At 45.4% G+C, this 19,442-nt stretch carries 13 protein-coding genes and 1 other RNA gene; 11 read left to right on the forward strand and 3 right to left on the reverse strand.

Features of this window, described 5'->3' with window-relative positions; all coding sequences use genetic code 11:
* The first annotated feature begins 277 nt into the window (after positions 1 to 277).
* On the forward strand, positions 278 to 6,922 hold the full coding sequence (locus MAS10914_RS0111320; protein WP_017316046.1) for a HAMP domain-containing protein: 6,645 nt from the start codon (positions 278 to 280) through the stop codon (positions 6,920 to 6,922).
* A 399-nt stretch (positions 6,923 to 7,321) separates the two neighbouring features.
* On the opposite strand, the gene MAS10914_RS0111325 is transcribed toward MAS10914_RS0111320, so the two are convergent.
* Positions 7,322 to 7,636, reverse strand: a complete 315-nt coding sequence (locus MAS10914_RS0111325) for a slr1957 family protein (RefSeq protein ID WP_026082490.1) — start codon at positions 7,634 to 7,636, stop codon at positions 7,322 to 7,324.
* A 617-nt stretch (positions 7,637 to 8,253) separates the two neighbouring features.
* On the opposite strand from MAS10914_RS0111325, the gene MAS10914_RS34135 reads away from it, so the two are divergent.
* The 9 genes from MAS10914_RS34135 to MAS10914_RS0111360 all read left to right on the forward strand — a co-directional run bounded on the left by MAS10914_RS34135 (position 8,254) and on the right by MAS10914_RS0111360 (position 16,543).
* A complete protein-coding gene (locus MAS10914_RS34135; protein ID WP_156818136.1) occupies positions 8,254 to 8,415 on the forward strand; it encodes a hypothetical protein in 162 nt (53 codons plus the stop codon).
* Positions 8,408 to 9,397, forward strand: coding sequence for a response regulator (locus MAS10914_RS0111330; RefSeq protein ID WP_017316048.1), 990 nt, complete (start codon positions 8,408 to 8,410; stop codon positions 9,395 to 9,397). Before MAS10914_RS34135 ends, MAS10914_RS0111330 begins: the two co-directional genes overlap by 8 nt.
* Before the next feature lie 63 nt (positions 9,398 to 9,460).
* Positions 9,461 to 9,949 carry a pentapeptide repeat-containing protein gene (locus MAS10914_RS0111335; protein WP_026082491.1) on the forward strand — a complete coding sequence of 163 codons (489 nt, stop codon included), beginning with the start codon at positions 9,461 to 9,463 and terminating at the stop codon, positions 9,947 to 9,949.
* Entirely contained in the window at positions 9,946 to 11,229 is a 1,284-nt protein-coding gene (locus tag MAS10914_RS30025; RefSeq protein ID WP_017316050.1) for a 5-(carboxyamino)imidazole ribonucleotide synthase, read from the forward strand. The genes MAS10914_RS0111335 and MAS10914_RS30025 overlap by 4 nt, the downstream gene beginning before the upstream one ends.
* 60 nt (positions 11,230 to 11,289) lie before the next feature.
* A non-coding RNA gene (ssrS, locus tag MAS10914_RS32750) (6S RNA) lies at positions 11,290 to 11,474 on the forward strand.
* A 310-nt stretch (positions 11,475 to 11,784) separates the two neighbouring features.
* Complete coding sequence (locus MAS10914_RS0111345) at positions 11,785 to 13,029, forward strand: M16 family metallopeptidase (RefSeq protein WP_026082492.1); 1,245 nt, start codon at positions 11,785 to 11,787, stop codon at positions 13,027 to 13,029.
* Positions 13,030 to 13,410: 381 nt separating this feature from the next.
* The gene (locus MAS10914_RS0111350; RefSeq protein ID WP_026082493.1) at positions 13,411 to 14,697 is read left to right on the forward strand and encodes a M16 family metallopeptidase; all 1,287 of its coding nucleotides are present in this window, start codon (positions 13,411 to 13,413) and stop codon (positions 14,695 to 14,697) included.
* 100 nt (positions 14,698 to 14,797) lie between these two features.
* Positions 14,798 to 15,889, forward strand: coding sequence for a peptidoglycan-binding domain-containing protein (locus MAS10914_RS0111355; RefSeq protein ID WP_071599819.1), 1,092 nt, complete (start codon positions 14,798 to 14,800; stop codon positions 15,887 to 15,889).
* A gap of 300 nt (positions 15,890 to 16,189) precedes the next feature.
* Positions 16,190 to 16,543 carry a phage holin family protein gene (locus tag MAS10914_RS0111360; RefSeq protein WP_017316054.1) on the forward strand — a complete coding sequence of 118 codons (354 nt, stop codon included), beginning with the start codon at positions 16,190 to 16,192 and terminating at the stop codon, positions 16,541 to 16,543.
* Positions 16,544 to 16,835: 292 nt separating this feature from the next.
* On the opposite strand, the gene MAS10914_RS0111365 is transcribed toward MAS10914_RS0111360, so the two are convergent.
* Together MAS10914_RS0111365 and MAS10914_RS0111370 are read right to left on the reverse strand one after the other, a co-directional pair.
* Positions 16,836 to 17,318 (reverse strand): cobalamin biosynthesis protein, encoded by a 483-nt coding sequence (locus tag MAS10914_RS0111365; protein WP_017316055.1) that lies wholly within the window; start codon positions 17,316 to 17,318, stop codon positions 16,836 to 16,838.
* Between the two features lie 188 nt (positions 17,319 to 17,506).
* Positions 17,507 to 18,790 carry an ankyrin repeat domain-containing protein gene (locus MAS10914_RS0111370; RefSeq protein ID WP_017316056.1) on the reverse strand — a complete coding sequence of 428 codons (1,284 nt, stop codon included), beginning with the start codon at positions 18,788 to 18,790 and terminating at the stop codon, positions 17,507 to 17,509.
* Positions 18,791 to 18,931: 141 nt separating this feature from the next.
* On the opposite strand from MAS10914_RS0111370, the gene MAS10914_RS0111375 reads away from it, so the two are divergent.
* Positions 18,932 to 19,402: a DUF4079 domain-containing protein gene (locus MAS10914_RS0111375; protein WP_017316057.1), complete on the forward strand. Its 471-nt coding sequence runs from the start codon at positions 18,932 to 18,934 to the stop codon at positions 19,400 to 19,402.
* Positions 19,403 to 19,442 lie beyond the last annotated feature (40 nt).

Consider the following 19,442-nt stretch of genomic DNA (forward strand, 5'->3'; position numbering starts at 1 on the left):
ATCTCCAAATCATAACTTTTGCAAGCATTGCTAGTGTTCTAAAAACAAGAATAAATATTTTTCACACCTGGGATAGATTTCTATAATCTGTCTTTGTAAAGGTGTTTTAAATTCGTTATATTTTACACTACACCTGTTTTTAGTAAGCTGTCGAATGGCAAAGTTTCTTTTTGCGTGAATTTGATATGTGTTCAATATAAAAAACGCAAGCCATGTGAACTGACAGCAAGCATTCGTAAAGATAATTTATATTAAGTTTTAACGCCTAGCCGATACCATGTCCACTGAACAGTTAACGAGAGAAACCGATAATCTAGATTTAAAACAGCTCCTGAAAACCCTGGTGGCTGTCAAAAAAGGTGACTTTTCTGCCCGTATGCCAATAGACCAAACAGGCATGGCAGGAAAAATCTCTGATGCGCTCAATGATATTATTGAACAAAATGAACAGCTGACACAAGAACTACAGCGGATTAGCAATGTTGTTGGTAAAGATGGCAAAATCAGCGAACGCGCTTCTTTAGGTAATGTTCGCGGTTCTTGGGCAACCTGCGTTGATTCTGTCAACACCCTGGTGACAGATTTAGTCCAGCCGACAGCGGAAACAGCGCGTGTTATTCGGGCTGTAGCGAATGGTGACTTATCGCAAACGATCGCCCCAGAAATTGAAGGTAGGCCCCTGAAAGGGGAATTTCTGCAAACTGCCCAAATGGTCAATACTATGGTGGGTCAGTTGAACTCGTTTGCCTCGGAAGTGACACGAGTTGCCCTGGAGGTGGGAACTGAAGGCAAACTAGGCGTGCAAGCCGAAGTGCGGGGTGTAGCTGGGACATGGAAGGACTTGACTGACAGTGTGAACTTCATGGCGGGGAACTTGACGGCACAACTACGTAATATTGCCGAAGTGACAACCGCAGTGGCAAACGGCGACCTTTCTAAAAAGATTACTGTTGATGTTAATGGCGAAATTCTCGAGTTGAAAAACACGATCAACACGATGGTGGATCAACTCAATTCCTTTGCCTCAGAGGTGACACGAGTTGCCCGTGGGGTAGGCACTGAAGGTAAGCTAGGCGTACAAGCGGAAGTTTCAGGTGTGGCTGGGACTTGGAAGGACTTGACCGACAGCGTGAACTTGATGGCGGGGAACTTAACGGCACAACTGCGTAATATTGCCGAAGTGACAACCGCAGTGGCAAACGGCGACCTTTCTAAAAAGATTACTGTTGATGTCAAAGGCGAAATTCTGGAGTTGAAGAACACCGTTAACATCATGGTGGATCAACTCAACTCCTTTGCTTCGGAAGTCACGCGGGTGGCTCGTGAGGTGGGTGCAGATGGTAAACTAGGCGGTCAAGCCCAAGTACGGGGTGTGGCTGGGACTTGGAAAGACTTGACCGACAGCGTGAACTTCATGGCGGGTTCCTTGACGGCGCAGGTGCGGAACATCGCCGAAGTGACCACCGCCGTGGCAAACGGTGACCTCTCCAAAAAAATCACCGTAGATGTCAAAGGGGAAATTTTGGAGTTGAAAAACACGATCAACACGATGGTGGATCAACTCAATTCCTTCGCCTCTGAAGTGACGCGGGTTGCCAGGGAAGTGGGAACCGAAGGTAAGTTGGGTGTGCAAGCAGAAGTGAGAGGCGTTGCAGGCACATGGAAAGACTTGACCGACAACGTGAACTTGATGGCGGGTTCCTTAACCTCACAGGTGCGGAACATTGCCGATGTGACCACAGCGATCGCCAACGGTGACCTCTCCAAGAAAATTACTGTAGATGTCAGAGGTGAGATTCTGGAATTGAAGAACACCATCAACATCATGGTGGATCAACTCAGTTCCTTTGTATCGGAAGTCACCCGGGTCGCCCGTGAGGTGGGTAGTGAAGGTAAGCTGGGCGTACAAGCAGATGTGAAAGGCGTTGCAGGGACTTGGAAAGACTTGACCGACAGCGTCAACTTTATGGCGGGTTCCTTGACGGCGCAGGTGCGGAATATTGCGGAAGTCACCACCGCCGTGGCAAACGGTGACCTCTCCAAGAAAATCACCGCCGATGTTAAAGGTGAAATTCTGGAGTTGAAAAACACTATTAACACGATGGTGGATCAGCTCAACTCCTTTGCAGGTGAAGTCACACGGGTTGCCCGTGAGGTGGGTGCAGAAGGTAAGCTGGGTGTACAAGCAGAAGTGCGAGGCGTTGCAGGTACTTGGAAAGACTTGACCGATAGCGTCAACTTCATGGCGGGTTCCTTGACGGCGCAGGTGCGGAACATTGCCGAAGTCACCACCGCCGTGGCAAACGGTGATCTCTCCAAGAAAATCACTGTTGATGTCAAAGGGGAAATATTGGAACTCAAGAACACCATCAACACGATGGTGGATCAACTCAGTTCCTTTGCAAGTGAAGTGACGCGAGTCGCCCGTGAGGTGGGAACCGAAGGTAAGCTGGGCGTACAAGCAGATGTGAAAGGTGTTGCCGGGACTTGGAAAGACTTGACCGACAGCGTCAACTTCATGGCGGGTTCCTTGACGGCGCAAGTGCGGAATATTGCCGATGTTACCACCGCGATCGCCAACGGTGACCTTTCTAAGAAAATCACTGTGCAGGTCAAAGGCGAAATTCTGGAGTTGAAAAATACTATCAACATCATGGTGGATCAGCTCAACTCCTTCGCTTCGGAGGTGACACGGGTTGCCCGGGAGGTGGGCAGTGAAGGTAAGCTGGGTGTGCAAGCGGATGTACGGGGTGTCGCAGGCACTTGGAAAGATTTGACTGACTCGGTTAACTTCATGGCAGGAAGCTTAACCGCACAAGTTCGTAATATTGCCACAGTCACCACAGCGGTTGCGACTGGCGACCTTTCTAAGAAAATTACTGTTGATGTCAAAGGCGAAATCTTGGAACTCAAGAACACCATCAACACGATGGTGGATCAGCTCAACTCCTTTGCTTCGGAAGTGACACGGGTTGCCCGTGAGGTGGGAACCGAAGGTAAGCTGGGTGTGCAAGCCGAAGTGCGGGGAGTGGCAGGTACTTGGAAGGACTTGACCGACAGCGTGAATTCGATGGCGGGAAGCTTAACGTCACAGGTGCGGAATATTGCTGAAGTCACCACGGCGGTGGCAAACGGTGACCTTTCTAAGAAAATTACTGTTGATGTTAAAGGGGAAATTCTGGAACTTAAGAACACCATCAACACGATGGTGGATCAGCTCAACTCCTTTGCTTCGGAAGTGACGCGGGTTGCCCGTGAGGTGGGAACCGAAGGTAAGCTGGGTGTACAAGCTTATGTCAGGGGAGTGGCGGGAACTTGGAAAGATTTGACCGACAACTTCAACTTGATGGCTGGGAACTTGACAGCGCAGCTGCGAAATATTGCCGAAGTGACGAAGGCGGTGGCAAACGGGGACCTTTCCAAGAAAATTACTGTTGATGTCAAAGGGGAGATATTGGAACTCAAGAACACCATCAACACGATGGTGGATCAACTCAGTTCCTTTGCAAGTGAGGTGACGCGAGTAGCGCGGGAAGTGGGAACCGAAGGTAAACTGGGCGGTCAAGCTGACGTGAAAGGTGTGGCTGGCACCTGGAAAGACTTGACCGACAACGTGAACTCGATGGCAAGTAACTTGACGGCACAAGTGCGCGGCATTGCCAGAGTGGTGACAGCGGTTGCTAACGGTGACTTGAAGCGGAAATTGATGCTGGATGCCAAGGGAGAAATTGAAACTTTGGCAGAAACAATCAACGAAATGATTGACACTCTAGCAACATTTGCCAACCAGGTGACAACCGTGGCGCGTGAGGTAGGTATAGAAGGTAAGTTGGGCGGACAAGCCAAAGTGCCCGGCGCGGCTGGGACTTGGAAAGATTTGACCGACAACGTCAACGAACTCGCTGCCACACTGACCACTCAGTTAAGGGCGATCGCCGAAGTGGCAACTGCCGTGACTAAGGGTGACTTAACGCGGTCAATTGCCGTGGAGGCGGAAGGTGAGGTCGCCATCCTCAAAGACAACATCAACCAGATGATTGCCAACCTGCGGGAGACAACGCAGAAAAACACTGAGCAAGACTGGTTGAAAACGAACTTAGCCAAGTTCACCCGAATGCTTCAAGGTCAGCGTGATCTAGAAACAGTCTCTAAACTGATTCTCTCCGAGTTAGCACCGTTGGTGGGAGCTTCCCACGGCGTCTTCTATATCATGGATATTACGGAAGAACTTCAGTATTTGAAGTTACTCAGCAGCTACGCCTACCGCGAACGCAGGCATCTTGCTAACCGCTTCTACTTGGGTGAAGGTTTGGTAGGACAATCCGCTTTGGAAAAAGAACGCATTCTGCTGACAGAAGTCCCACAAGACTACATCAGGATTGCTTCTGGCTTAGGCGAAGCGACGCCACTCAATATCGTTGTGTTACCCGTGCTGTTTGAAGGACAAGTCACAGCAGTCATTGAACTCGCTTCATTCCGACGCTTTAACGAGATTCATTTGTCATTCTTCGACCAACTTACCGAAAGTATAGCGATTGTATTGAACACGATCGCCGCCAGTATGCGTACTGAAGAGTTACTCAAACAGTCGCAGTCTTTGGCACACGAGTTGCAAAGTCAGCAAAACGAACTCAGGGAAACCAACAAGCGCCTAGAACAACAAGCCCAATCGCTCAAAGCCTCAGAGGATTTACTGAAAAAACAGCAAGAAGAGTTACAAGAAACCAACGCCGAACTAGAAGAAAGGTCGGAGTTGTTAGCTGTGCAAAACAAAGAAGTTGAGCGCAAAAATCAAGAAATTGAACAAGCAAGGCAGTCTTTAGAAGAAAAAGCGGAACAACTGGCGCTCTCGTCAAGATACAAGTCTGAGTTTCTGGCAAATATGTCCCATGAATTGCGGACACCGCTCAATAGCTTGTTGATTTTGGCGAAACTGCTAACAGATAACGTCGAGAGGAACCTCAGCGCTAAACAAGTCGAGTATAGCCGCACGATTTACTCGGCAGGTAACGACCTTTTGACGCTGATTAATGACATTTTGGATTTAGCAAAAATTGAATCTGGAACGATGTCAATTGACATAGACCAGATGCTGTTTACAGAATTGCATGAACACATTGAGCGTACCTTTCGGCAAGTCGCTGTTGACAAAGGACTCAATTTCACCCTTGATTTTGCTGCCGAACTGCCGAGAAGCATCCACACTGATGCCAAGCGCTTACATCAAGTCTTGAAAAATCTGCTTGCCAATGCTTTTAAATTTACAGAGCGTGGAGAAGTCCGCTTTCACGTTTTTGTGGCAACCCAAGGGTGGAGTTATGGCAACGAAATTTTGAATCGCGCTCAGACTGTGATCGCCTTTGCAGTCAGCGATACGGGTATTGGCATTGCGCCGGAGAAGCAAAGGATCATTTTCGAGGCATTTCAGCAAGCTGATGGCACCACCAGTCGCAAATATGGCGGTACGGGGTTAGGCTTATCAATTAGCCGCGAAATCACCCGTCTTCTAAATGGAGAAATTAAACTAACGAGCCGCGTTGGGGAAGGGAGTACTTTTACACTTTACTTACCCGATGAGGCAAGAAATCGAGACACGGGGACACGGGAAATTCTTTCACAATCTCCCGCTTTTCCTTTCTCTCACTCCTCTTTTTCCCCTACTCCCCCTGTCCAAGTCTCCGCGTCTTCCACTCCCCATACCCCACTCACCACTCCCCTCATTGATGACAGAGGCAATATCGAAGAGGGCGATCGCGTACTTCTCATCGTTGAAGATGACGTTAATTTTTCCCGTATCCTTTTAGACATGGCGCGGCAACAAGAATTTAAGGGCATTGTCGCCCACAGTGGCAGTACGGGTTTGGCGCTGGCACAACAATTTCAGCCTTCAGCTATCATCTTGGATATCCGCTTACCTGGAATGGATGGTTGGACGGTCATGGATCGTCTCAAGCATGACCCACGCACCCGTCATATCCCGGTGCATATTATGACAGTTGAGGAGGGGCGACAGCGGGGATTGCAACTAGGTGCAATTGCTTATCTGCAAAAGCCAATTAATAGTGAGGCGTTGCATCAAGCATTGAGTAAAATCAAAGGTTTTGTTGAACGCTCTGTGAAGAATCTGCTAGTCGTGGAAGACGACGAGAATCAACGGCTGAGTATTGTGGAATTGATTGGCAACACCGATGTTGCAACCACTGCGGTGAGAACTGGTGCTGAGGCGCTAGAAGCCATACGTAACGGGAATTTTGATTGTGTCGTTCTCGACTTGGGTTTGCCTGATATGAGCGGGTTTGAACTCATCGAAAAAATCAAACAACAGCCCAATGGTGAAGCACTGCCAATTATTGTCTACACAGCAAGGGAGTTGAGTCGCTCAGAAGACACTCAACTGAGGCGTTTAGCAGAGACGATCATTATTAAGGATGTACGCTCTCCAGAACGTCTCCTCGACGAAACAGCCTTATTCCTGCATAGGGTTCAGGCAGATTTGCCTGCACCCAAGCGACAAATTCTGGAACAGTTGCATTCTTCTGACCCAACATTTGTGGGCAAAAAAGTTCTCATTGTAGATGACGATGTGCGTAATATCTTTGCCCTCACAAGTATGCTAGAGCGTTATCAGATGCAAGTCTTATATGCCGAAAATGGGAGAGATGGCATTGAAGTTTTGCAAAAAACACCAGATATTGATGTAATTTTGATGGATGTGATGATGCCAGAAATGGATGGTTACGAAACAACGCGCTTAATCCGGCAGAACGAGCCATTTAAATCCCTACCGATCATTGCATTAACCGCAAAGGCAATGCAAGGCGACAGAGAAAAGTGTATTGAAGCAGGTGCATCAGACTACATCACTAAACCTGTAGATATTGAACAGTTGCTTTCACTGTTGCGCGTTTGGTTGTATCGGTGAATCGATAGATCTCAATAAGTTCAACACCTAGAAACCCGGTTTCCTAAAGAAGCTGGGTTTCTTCTCACTTGATATAAGTAGGTCGGTGTAAATAATTAAAGGTATGTCGTAAGCGCTTACTACGAGCTAGTTTCGAAGCTTTACTTTTGTTTACATAGTTTGATTTTTTCTCGCCTACTTACTTACCACTTCTCATTTGACAGATTTATCTGTATTTATCTGTGTCCATGTGTGGTTCAAAAATTCATAAATCGTAATTTTTTGCAAGAAGTCTAATCTTTTACAGCAGAACAGTTTGCCCAAATATTAAATAGGACGTATCCACAGCTAGCCACTTCCAAAAGTCAACCAACCTTAAACACGCCCTAGTGCCCTATTCACAAAGACTCAACCTCTAACTCACTCTACCTCAAGTTGAGCTGCTGTAACTGCATCAAAAGCAAAAGCCAAAACCAGAGGCATTGGACATTTTAATAAGTACGTAGAAATGACGGCTATAAATGTGCCAATGACTGCTGATATCGACCAGAATTTTTCCTCATATGTTAGTCCGTTTTGAGATTTAATCAATCTCAGGGTGTGAGTCGGAATTGGTTCAGGCATAACTGCCCCTGGAGGAAATGCCCAGTAGTTGTTACACCGCTCCTCAAATAAATCTGTCCAGCCATTTTCTTGGCACCATATCTCAATCCATTCATTACGATAATGTTTCATATTGCGGCTGGGAAATCGAATGGGCATAATGTTTAGAACCTGAATATAAACTTGATGATTATTTGTGACAAGTCTACCAATTGGTATAGAACCAAAGATTATTCACTAATTGTCAAGCTTTGTTAAGAACATAAAACATCTGTATATAGAGTTCAATCGATGCTTTCCTTAATTCACAGACTAACAGTATCTACCCTATTCTTGCCTGAAACGAAAATAAACTTTACTTGAAAGTTGGCAAGTCAATAATTCTAAACAAATTATTGAGAAGAACATAGAACTCAGAATCTACCCATGGATAAATCCAGCGGATTCAGTTTAGTATTGGCATTTATCCGTTTGCTCTAAACCCTACTCCCCCGGCGGTCGTAGAGAATCGATGCTAAGTTATAACTGGAGGTAGAATATATCGTGCGCTCCTGAGTTCTGAGTTTTTTCGTAGTAAGTCATTGCTCTAAAAACACATAAGGTATCAACCTTTAGTCATAGGAATATGTAAAGTTAAGTTACAAAGTGAAGTTACATTGCTTTAACGCACCGCATACCTGAAAATTCATTTTTTTAAATAAACTCTTATAAACTGTAGTTGGGATTGTTGAGTTCTGAGTTCTCTCGGTATGAGAAATCTATTTTTTGCTCAACCACGGGAAGAAGTAGAACAGATAAAGCACACTGGTTCAACACTCAGTACTTCTACGGTCGTCTGGCAGCTAATAAAAGAGTATCAACAGGTAGAAGCTGCGTTGCAAGTACAACATCCCAGGAGACAGTATGTCTAATCCCGACTTTCAGAATAATCCACCACTGATTCTTGTTGTAGATGATGAAAAGACGTTTCGCTTGGTGGTACAACGGGCTATGGAGAAGGAAGGATATCGGGTTGCGGAGGCGTACGACGGAAAACACTGCTTGGAGATTTGTCAGCAGCAACCGCCAGATATAGTTTTATTAGATGCCATGATGCCAGCGATGGATGGCTTTGCTTGTTGCGCTAAGATGCGAGCGACTTTGGGTGATGATTGTCCTCCGGTTTTGATGATTACTTCTCTTAATGACAAGGAGTCAATTCAACGAGCTTTTGAGATAGGCGCAACAGATTACATTACAAAACCAATTGATTGGGAAGTCTTGCGTCAGCGGATCCATCGCTTGCTGGCATATAAGGGGGCACAAAAAGAACTTCAACACAAAATTCAACGGGAGTGCCAACTTACAGTGCAAATGGAGGCGTCGAACCGGGACTTGCAACGCCTTGCTTCTTTTGATAGTCTCACAAAGCTCGCCAACCGTCGTTACTTTGATGAATACTTACAGCGCGAATGGAAACGATTGGAAAAAGTGCAATTACCTCTTTCTTTGATTTTGTGTGAGATTGATTTTTTCCAGACTTACAACGACTCCTATGGGCATCAAGCTGGAGATGAATGTCTATGCCAAGTTGCTAATACAATTAACAAATGCAAGCGGCGCTCAACGGATATCATAGCCCGTTATGGTGCTGAAGAATTCGCTATCGTTTTGCCAAAAACTGATGCTGAAGGAGCTTTTGAAGTGGCTCAAACAATTCGAGCTTCTGTAAAAGCTTTACATATACTTCATGCTGCTTCAAAAGTCAGTGAATTTGTCACTCTTAGCTTAGGAGTTGCAAGTCTCATTCCTTGTCCCAAATTCTCTGTATCCCATCTCATCACAATAGCAGACTCGTCTCTTCATCAGGCAAAGCAGGAAGGACGCGATAGCGTTGTGATTCTGTCAGTCTAAAGCCTTCCATTGCAGTGGTGGTAAGCTAAAGGCAGCATTTAAACACCAAACTGACTACCGAATATGTTTTGGCGGCGACTGACGGCGTTACTTTTAGCTATGAGTGTCTTCTTTTGTGCCTCCCCCGTACTGGCAGACTGGACTCATCCGATGTCATTTAGCAATGCAGAGTTCACAGGTCACGATTTTTCTGGTCAAAACTTGCAAGCAGCAGAGTTTTCTAACGCTAATATGGAACTGACTAACTTCAGAGGCGCTGACTTACGAGGAGCCGTTTTAAGTGCTTCTGTGATGACAAAATCTAATCTACATAAAGCAGATTTAACCAATGCTATGGTCGATCAGGTAAACTTAACAGGTGCTGACTTGAGTGATGCTGTTTTAAAAGAAGCCCTTTTGCTCCGCGCTATATTTAATGATGTGGATATTACTGGTGCAGACTTTACTGATGCAACTTTGGATGGAGCGCAAATGAAGGAATTGTGCCAAAAAGCAAGTGGCGTAAACTCTAAAACTAACGTGGAAACTCGTGGTTCTGTAGGATGTCGATGAAACGTGTTGGTGTTATTGGTGGTGGGCAATTGGCATGGATGATGGGAGATGCCGCCAAGAAGTTAGGAGTAGAATTGGTAGTGCAAACTCCTAACATCAACGACCCAGCTGTTCCCATATCAGCTGACGACAACGTTTTCGCCCCAGTTGATGATGCCAACGCTACGGCTGAATTAGCTAAAAAATGCGATGTCATCACCTTTGAAAACGAGTTTGTTGACATAGAAGCTTTATCAAAGTTGGCACAACAAGGCGTTTGCTTCCGCCCTAGACTAGAAGCTTTGGCTCCCCTTTTAGATAAATATCACCAACGCTGCTATCTACGGGACTTGGGTTTACCCGTTCCTCAGTTTGTCGCCCTAGAAGAGTGGGACGGTGCGGGCGTGGCAAATACTGAAGAAATCTTCGCCTCTCAAGTTGGTTTTCCAGCAGTTTTGAAAACTCGCCGCCACGGTTACGACGGTCAAGGGACTTTTATAATTAAAAACATAGAAACTTTCAAGCAAACATTAAAATCACAAAACATAAAAGGTGTTGGAAACAACTGTGTTTTTCTATTAGAAGAATTTATTCCCTTTGAACGAGAATTAGCGATCATTGCTGCGCGTTCTGTAAGTGGTGAGGTTTGTACCTTCCCAGTTGTAGAAACCCAGCAGGAAGAACAGGTGTGTCGGCGGGTCTTTGCGCCAGCCAAGATTTCGCCGGAGGTGAGTCTTGAAATCGAGAATATTGCCCGCACTTTACTGGATAGTCTCCAAGCAGTGGGAGTTTTTGGTATAGAGTTATTTCTTAAGGCTGATGGCAAGGTGCTAGTCAATGAAGTAGCACCCCGCACCCACAATTCAGGGCATTTCTCTATAGATGCTAGCGAGACCTCTCAATTCGAGCAGCACCTGCGAGCAGTTTGTGGTATGCACTTAGGTAACACCGCTATGATTTGCCCCACTGCTGTGATGGTTAACCTGTTGGGGTATGAAATTTCCCAGAGTGATTATATAACCAAGCGCCAGCAAATAGAGCAGATTCCCCATGCCCACCTCCACTGGTACGGGAAAACCGAATCGCGTCCTGGGCGCAAACTAGGACACGTCACTGTTTTGCTGGGTACTCAAAACCGGGATCAGGCAATGGCGAGTGCCTTCGGCGCGCCCGACGAGGGCAGGAGAATCGGAGATTTTCCCCCTGGTACCTTCGGTGCGGCTGTGTCCGGCGATGCGGATACAGCCAACCTCGCTCAGGAAATCGCCCGAAATATAGAATCTATCTGGTATCCCAATTAAAGCTGTAAGAAATTTTCAATTGGGAACACACAATATCTTTTTGAAAGTTATAATGGGTTTGTTGCACTGCAACGTTGGTGACTGCCATAAAGTTTTTTGATCTATGTCTGAAAAAATAAGGGAACCAAATAATTCTCGTGGCAGTAAACCGGGCTAAGTACCCGGAAACTTTAAACGAGGAAGATCGGTACCCACCTGGTTTATCCAGGTCATAAACTTAGGTAAAACGGCGTCGCGGTGCCCTAAAACATTTAGCTCCCTTAGTCAATTAAGACTTGGGAGCTTTAATTATTAAAATTAGTTCAGTGAGCAACTTATTAAAAAATTAAAAATAAAAAATATGATACACAGACAGGCTTGATATGCATTTGTGCAACGCTACACATTAGGAAGCTTATTCTAGGACTCATAATTGATAAAAAGTGTTCCCATTTTAGGCGGAAAAATCGGTGTAAATTAATTCTAATTAAGGTACCAATAAGAGTTAAAATCGCAAGAATTGAGCTAAATTGTGGTTGAAGCTGTAAAAATTTGTTACCAAAACTGATTAATGTCGTGTTTCCAGCCTCGGTTTTCAAACTAAACAACGGTTTAACCTTGATTCATCAAGAAATTCCCACAACCCCTGTAGTTGTGGCAGATGTTTGGGTGCGTGCAGGTGCGAAGTTGGAGCCAGAACCCTGGTTCGGTATGGCTCACTTTTTGGAACATATGATTTTTAAAGGGACTGCAACGCTACCAGCAGGGTTATTTGATCAAAAGATTGAAAATTGGGGTGGGGTCACTAATGCGGCGACAAGTCACGATTATGCCCATTACTCTCTCACCACAGCTGCCCTCCATCTGGAAGATACACTGCCCTATTTGGGAGAGTTGCTGCTAAATGCGGCAATACCAGACGATGAATTTATCCGCGAACGGGATGTTGTGCTAGAGGAAATTCGTCAAGCACATGATAATCCAGATTGGATAGGATTTCACGCTCTTATCGCCAGTGTCTACCAGCATTACCCTTATGGACGTTCTGTGTTGGGTAGTGAGCAAGAATTGATGCAGCAATCTCCAGAAATTATGCGCTGTTTTCACCGCACTCACTACCAACCAGAAAACATGACAGTGGTGATTGTAGGCGGAATAGCTGAAGAATCTGCTTTGAAATTGGTGAGCAGGACATTTGTTGATTTTGCAGAACGCTGCTGTGACTGTCCGCAAACAAAAGAGGTAGCAAAGCCAGTCATCGCCGGAATTCGCCGTCAAGAACTTGATTTGCCCCGTTTAGAACAGGCGCGGTTGTTAATGGCGTGGATTGGCCCTGGAGTGGAACAACTCAACAGTTGCTATGGATTGGATTTGCTTTCTGTGTTACTGGCGGAAGGGCGGACTTCTCGTTTAGTGCGCGATTTGCGGGAAGAACAGCAATTGGTGCAGGGCATTTGTAGTCATTTTTCCTTACAAGGAGACTCAAGTTTATTTACAATAACAGCTTGGTTAGACCCAGCAAATGTGGAACGGGTTGAATCCTTAATTTGCCTGCACTTGAATAACTTGATATTTAATGGAATTAGCAAGCAGGAACTTATCCGCTGTCAACGGCTGCTTTGTAACGACTTTGCATTTTCTACCGAGACACCAAATCAACTTGCAGGGCTTTATGGATACTACAACACTATCGCCCAAGCGGAATTAGCAGTGACCTATCCCTCGCAAATTCAATCCTATAGTGCCAAACAACTGCAAGAATTAGTACAAGAGTATCTTTCACCCAATCATTACGCGGTAACAGTAGTTAAACCCTGTTAGTGTTTGAGGTTAGTCTTTAGTAGTTAGTGGTGAACCAGTACTGCGGGAGGGTAACGCTGCCACAGGTAACTGATGTGCCTCCTGCGGAGGAGCTTCCGCTAACGTCGCAGACGTGCCGCAGGCAGACCCGTAAGCGCACGCACACTACGTGTTGGCGCAGCCTGTCCGCAGGGCTTACGCCGTATGGCGTGGCGTCAGGCATAGGGTTAGTGGTGAGCCAGATCTCTCCGGCGGTGTTCCCGCACCCTGGCGTAAGCGCGTAAGCGCAAAGTGTGCCGAAGGCATAGGCGCAGCCTCTGGGCAGGAAATACCCGTATGGTTAGGTTATTAGGCAATCTACCAACAATTACCAACTATCAACTACCAACTACCAACTATCAAATGACAACATCTGTGCAAAAATCGCATCTTCATCGCATTGTACTTAATAATGGCATTGTGGTGCTGGTGGCAGAAAATCAGACCGCCGATATTATTGCAGCGCGGATTTTTGTCCGCGCTGGTAGTTCTTATGAAAGCCAGGAGCAAGCTGGGTTAACACATTTACTATCAGCAGTACTCACCAAAGGCTGTGACGGACTTTCGAGTTTGGAAATTGCCGAACAAGTGGAGTCTGTGGGAGCGAGTGTAAGTGCAGATACCACTGCTGATTATTTTTTGCTTTCATTAAAGACAGTCACGTTAGATTTTTCAGAAATTTTTACTTTGGCAGGGCGGATTTTGCGATCGCCAACATTTCCAGAAGCAGAGGTGGAACTAGAACGTCGTATTGCCCTCCAAGATATTCGCTCGCAGCAAGAGCAGCCGTTTACCATTGCCTTTGACCAACTCAGGGATATAATGTACCAAAACCATCCTTATGCAAGGTCGGCATTGGGAAATGAAGCCACTATGAGCCGCTTAACTCGTGCAGATTTAGTGCGGTTTCATCAGACTCATTTCCGTCCAGATAATATTGTTATTAGTATTGCTGGACGAATCACACCAGAAAATGCGATCGCTCTTGTGGAAGAAGTTTTTGGTGATTGGCAATCACCCCCTACTGAGCCGTTGCTCAGACTAGATTTACCAGAACTCACTGTTGAACCTCAAATCAAGATTAAGCCCCAACAAACGCAGCAATCCATCGTCATGCTGGGTTATTTGGGACCATCTGTGCTCTCTGATGACTACGCTGCCTTGAAGTTGCTGTCTACCTACTTGGGAAATGGTCTTTCCAGTCGCTTATTTGTGGAATTGCGCGAAAAGCTCGGTTTAGCTTACGAGGTATCCGCATTTTACCCAACACGACTTTTAAGAGCATCATTTGTTGTTTATATGGGGACAGCACCGGAAAATACCCAGATAGCTCTTTCTAGTCTGCGAAAAGAAGTTGATTTACTATCCATCATGCAACTTGAGGAAGAGGCACTGCAAGCAGCTAAAAACAAAATACTAGGGCAGTATGCCTTGGGCAAACAAACTAACGCGCAAATCGCCCAGGTGTATGGCTGGTATGAAATTTTAGGACTAGGAATTGATTTTGATAGGGACTTTCAGGAGACTATAGCATCTGTAAGTGCTGCGGATGCAATGGCATCTGCTTGCCGATATTTACGGGAACCTTACGTGTCTCTGGTTGGTCAAGAGGAAGCAGTTAATAGTGCGACTGCGTATTTCAATCCCTAATAGGGATTAAGAATACCTCTCCTCTAGTTGCATTATACACCAATTACCGATATGTGTATTAGCATGAGATGACCCAGGGGCGATTTCCATGAAAGACAGCATGAAAACAAGTATTTTAAGTTACTTACGGTTTCTCAACCCGTCCGTAAGTGGCTGTGGAATAAAAAGAGAGCAGAGGTATAAATCCTTATCAAGGATGGAAATACTGCTGTACTGTTGTGTGTCTCTGCTCCTTGGCTTCTCTGCTACAGTATCGGTTGCAGCTCCACCACAACAAATTGCACAGGCAAATTCGCCTGAAGTCATCAATCGTCCTACTTTGCAAGTTGGTAGCAAAGGAGAGCGTGTCACGGAACTTCAAGCTGCTTTAAAACTTTTGGGCTTCTACACAGGCACAGTAGATGGGGTTTATAACGAAAGTACTGCCCTAGCTGTTTCAGGCTTTCAGCAAGCAGCGGGCTTAAAAGCAGATGGCGTTGTTAACGCAACGACTTGGCAACAACTCTTTCCTAACGAACCAATGGTAGCGTCTTCTGGCTCGTCACCTAGTACAAGTCGGTTTCCTGTTCCATCTGAGACTTCTAACACCAATCAGGTTGTTGTTCCTACTTCTAATTCAAGAGCTACAACTAGCAGTCCTAGAGTTGTCAATTCTAGACCTGAACCCAGACCTACAACTACCAACACCACAGTTGCTACTTCCAAACCTCAAGCCAGAGCTAGAACATCAACGACAACTACCAACAACAGAGGAGTTAATTCCAAACCTGAACCCAGACCTGCAACACGGAATGCAACTGCTAGTTCACAAAGGACCTACGTACGACAGTCAACATCTACTCGTTCTGGTTCGACACGTTCTGAGCAAACAACTCGGATTCAGCAAAGCGATCGCTCTGGGCAAACCACCCGTCGTCCCAGGTCAACTACTCGTTCTGAGCAAATCTCTGCAATTCAATACACCTCAGAAGGATTACCGATTTTACGTGTAGGGATGCGTGGTTCTGAGGTTGTGAAGTTACAACAACGACTGCGAAGACTCGGTTTCTTAAATAAGGGCGATATTGATGGCGATTTTGGCGCCACAACTGAGACGGCGGTTATCGCTTTACAGAAGCGCTATGGTTTGAATGCTGACGGTGTCGTTGGTGCTGCAACTTGGGATATTCTGATGCGACGACGGGGAGGCTAAACAATTCAAAATTCAAATGGGAATTATTAGCCATGTTTCAAGATAGCAAGACCATTGTTTATTAAATCAGGAGTCGATTTTCAGTAGCTCAATTTTGGCAGAGGGAAAATCGGCTCTATACTTTATTTAGGCTCTTTCAAAGTTGAATTAAAACCAACCCCTGTAATACGATAAAGATACCCGAATAAACAGGTATCGTTAAATGCAATTCCTAAAAACTATATTATTTTTGAGAAACACGAGAAGAACAAAGAATACTCTCAAAAAGAAGGGTAGAATCTACAATTAATAAAAAAACTTATGAGACCCTTGTTATTAACTTGGATAGGCACTGCAGTGGCGTTGCTGATTACAGCTAATATTGTTCCTGGATTCTCCGTAAAGAATTTTGTAGCAGCCCTGGTGGCTGCCATAATTATCGGCTTAGTCAATGCAATAATTAGACTTATTTTAAGCGTTTTGACGTTTCCTATTACCTTGCTGACTTTTTGGTTATTTACATTTGTTATCAATGCTCTCGCTCTAAGGATAGCAACTGCTCTGACTCCCCGTGAGCTTTTTGATATTAGTGGTGTTGGGGCAGCTTTATTAGGATCAATTGTGCTAGCACTCGTTTCTAGTACAATTAACTATTTTCTTAGAAAAATTGATTGAAAGATATCATTGTGCTAACTATTAGTTATAAAGTATACATATATAAACTTAAATTGAAGAAGAACCCAGAATGCACTTTCGTTGGGGATAACGCCTGCGGCGACACTCCGCGAACGCGGAGCTTGCACTTGCGCTTATAGACCCGCTACGCTATTGTTGACCACCTTTCGTGTTCGCACTCCTCAGGGCATGGGAAACCCTACTACACCGCAGCCTCCAGAACGCACCAAAGCAGAATAATTCTTGAGTGTTGAGTTCTTATCCCTACGAGAAATCTATTTTTGCCAGAAGTCTATTCTTTTTCTGCTTGGGCAACAGCTACCGTTACCACTCCCGGTTGCCCCTCTAAACGGAAAATTTGTTTGGAAACTAGTAACTTAACCCCTAAACCCTCTGTAGTCTGTCCGTTCTGAGGACATTCTAGAGGGATGAGGTCAGAGGCTGCACATACAGCAGCCGCCTCCGCAACACTACGGGTTCCCACTTGTTTTGTGACAACTTTCGATGGGTTGGGGACACAAACTTTGCTCAGGACATCACAGGAAAAGGTTTTTAAAGGCAAATTGCGCTCTTTGCAAAGTTCCACTAAACCAACTTCATGAGATTTGATATCAATGGTAGCAATACCTGCGATCGCACTTTCCGCCAGTTGATGTTCTCGAAAAACTTGCTGAATTGCCCTTTCTATCAGCTGGCGTGAAGTTCCGCCTGTACATCCAATTCCCACCCACAAAACTCGTGGATGCCAGTAAACTTCCGCAGGTATAAACTCCACTACTTCTTCAAATCCAATTGAATTATATACTTAACTTGCTTAAGCCCTTAATGTGTCCAAATTGACTAACTTTATCGGGAGCTTTTTTCCTAAAAACCTGTAGCACTTGAGATAGCAGGGTTAATATTCACATAACTTTTCTAAGTAGTCTAGTTTTTTAGAGATTTTTTCTAGAAAAAATACAGCCCTTATTCCTGTGCCCCTGTCAAGCGCAGACTCCGTACTACAGTAGGATAGTTATTAAACTCTGCAAGCATCAAAGCTGTATAACCACCTTGGTTTTTTACATTCACGTCTGCTCCAGCTTTAAGCAACAATTGCACCGCCTCGCCATAACCCCGCGAAGCTGCCCACATCAACGCTGTCCCCCCCGCTGAGTCTTGGAGATTCACGTCTGCGCCCTTTGCCACAAGATGCTGTATCACGCCTGTATGATTGCGTTCCGCTGCTTTAATCAAAGCAGTTTTCCCATCATCACCTTGAGTATTGACATCAGCACCGTGGTTTAATAAAACCTTCACTATTTCAATGTGTCCTTGCATTGCGGCTAGCGTCAACGGTAGCTCACCCAAGTTTTTCTCTTTCCAATCTGCTCCTTGACTCAGCAGTGCTTCGGCAATTTGGCTGTGTCCCTGCAAAGCTGCCAGGAGTAGTGGTGTATCTCCCAAATGATTCCTCATTTGCACATTTGCACCTTGGCTGAGTAAGACTTCTACCACATCGGCGTAACCTTCTACCACGGCAAGGTGTAAAGCTGTTTCACCATCTTTATCTTGGACATTGACATCAGCGCCGTTAGCAAGTAGCGCTGCTGCGATCGCACTATGTCCCGCTGCTGCTGCTGCTGATAAAGCCGTACCACCATCCAGGTTTCGTACCTTTACGTCAGCCCCTGCTGCTAACAGTGCTTGCACAACTGCCAGATGTCCCAAATCTGCCGCAATCATCAGTGCGGTTTCTCCCTCTTCATCTTGGGCATTGACATCTGCATTAATTTGTAGTATTGCTTGTAAAATTGTGCTATGTCCAGCGCGTACTGCCAGTTCAAAAGCCGTGTCCTGATCATTATCTTTGACATCTACCTTGGCACCAGCAGCAAGTAAGACTTGCACCACATCAACGTGTCCTTTCAAGGCTGCTACCATCAAGGCAGTGCTGCCATCTTCATTAGTGGCATTGACATCTGCACCTCTGGAAACTAAAAGCTTTACAATGTCAAGACGATTGGCACTGGCTGCTAACATCAAAGCCGTCAATCCATAGCGCTTTCTTTTCAAATCGATGTTGGCACCTGCATCAAGAAGCGATCGCGCAATTTCCGTGTAGCCTAAATGAGCAGCAAACATTAACGGCGTAGTGCCATCGCGCTCCCCAGTATCTACCTTAGCACCCGCATTAAGCAGTGCTTGCACCAGCTTGATATCACCATTTTTTGCAGCCGACAGCAGCAAGACATCGTTATTTTTAGTCATTTGTCATTCGTCACTAGTGATTCTTTGCGTCAGAGCGTCTGCGCATCGTCTCATTTCCTCATCTCCCCATCTTCCCATCTCCCCATTCCCAATAAGCGTTATGCTAATTTTTATGAAGACTTAAGAATAGGGGCAACAGCTATGAGTCTGGAACTTTCACCATCAGTTAAATATTGGTTAAACTTTTTTCACCCAACCATGATGTGGGCGCTATTACTACTTTCCTTATATGCTGGGTATCTAGGGCTGCAAGTCCAACGTACCAGAAATGCTCAGGGTGAGGAAAAGAAAGAATTAATAAAAGGTAGATACAACGTCAAACATCACCAAATCGGCTCTATACTCTTGGCTTTCATGGTGGCAGGTGCTATTGGTGGTATGGCAGTCACCTATATCAATAATGGTAAGTTGTTTGTTGGGCCTCACTTACTAGGAGGACTTGGTATGACAAGTCTGATTGCCTTTTCTGCTTCCCTGTCGCCTTTTATGCAAAAAGGGGCAAATTGGGCGCGCATAACTCATATTGTGTTGAATTTCGTGCTTGTAGGTCTTTTTGTTTTGCAAGCTCTTAGTGGCGTGCAAATTGTTCAAAAAATTCTTAGTCAAGCATAGTTAATAGTCATGAGTCATTAGCTAATGACTCATGACTCAT

This window comes from Mastigocladopsis repens PCC 10914 (assembly GCF_000315565.1).
Taxonomy (GTDB): Bacteria; Cyanobacteriota; Cyanobacteriia; order Cyanobacteriales; family Nostocaceae; genus Mastigocladopsis; species Mastigocladopsis repens.

What these genes read in the sequence shown, in the direction of transcription:
- MAS10914_RS0111320 (WP_017316046.1), top strand. Translation starts at nt 278, where the DNA reads ATGTCCACTGAACAGTTAACGAGAGAAACCGATAATCTAGATTTAAAA.
- MAS10914_RS0111325 (WP_026082490.1), bottom strand. Translation starts at nt 7,636, where the DNA reads ATGAAACATTATCGTAATGAATGGATTGAGATATGGTGCCAAGAAAAT.
- MAS10914_RS34135 (WP_156818136.1), top strand. Translation starts at nt 8,254, where the DNA reads ATGAGAAATCTATTTTTTGCTCAACCACGGGAAGAAGTAGAACAGATA.
- MAS10914_RS0111330 (WP_017316048.1), top strand. Translation starts at nt 8,408, where the DNA reads ATGTCTAATCCCGACTTTCAGAATAATCCACCACTGATTCTTGTTGTA.
- MAS10914_RS0111335 (WP_026082491.1), top strand. Translation starts at nt 9,461, where the DNA reads ATGTTTTGGCGGCGACTGACGGCGTTACTTTTAGCTATGAGTGTCTTC.
- MAS10914_RS30025 (WP_017316050.1), top strand. Translation starts at nt 9,946, where the DNA reads ATGAAACGTGTTGGTGTTATTGGTGGTGGGCAATTGGCATGGATGATG.
- MAS10914_RS0111350 (WP_026082493.1), top strand. Translation starts at nt 13,411, where the DNA reads ATGACAACATCTGTGCAAAAATCGCATCTTCATCGCATTGTACTTAAT.
- MAS10914_RS0111355 (WP_071599819.1), top strand. Translation starts at nt 14,798, where the DNA reads ATGAAAACAAGTATTTTAAGTTACTTACGGTTTCTCAACCCGTCCGTA.
- MAS10914_RS0111360 (WP_017316054.1), top strand. Translation starts at nt 16,190, where the DNA reads ATGAGACCCTTGTTATTAACTTGGATAGGCACTGCAGTGGCGTTGCTG.
- MAS10914_RS0111370 (WP_017316056.1), bottom strand. Translation starts at nt 18,790, where the DNA reads ATGACTAAAAATAACGATGTCTTGCTGCTGTCGGCTGCAAAAAATGGT.
- MAS10914_RS0111375 (WP_017316057.1), top strand. Translation starts at nt 18,932, where the DNA reads ATGAGTCTGGAACTTTCACCATCAGTTAAATATTGGTTAAACTTTTTT.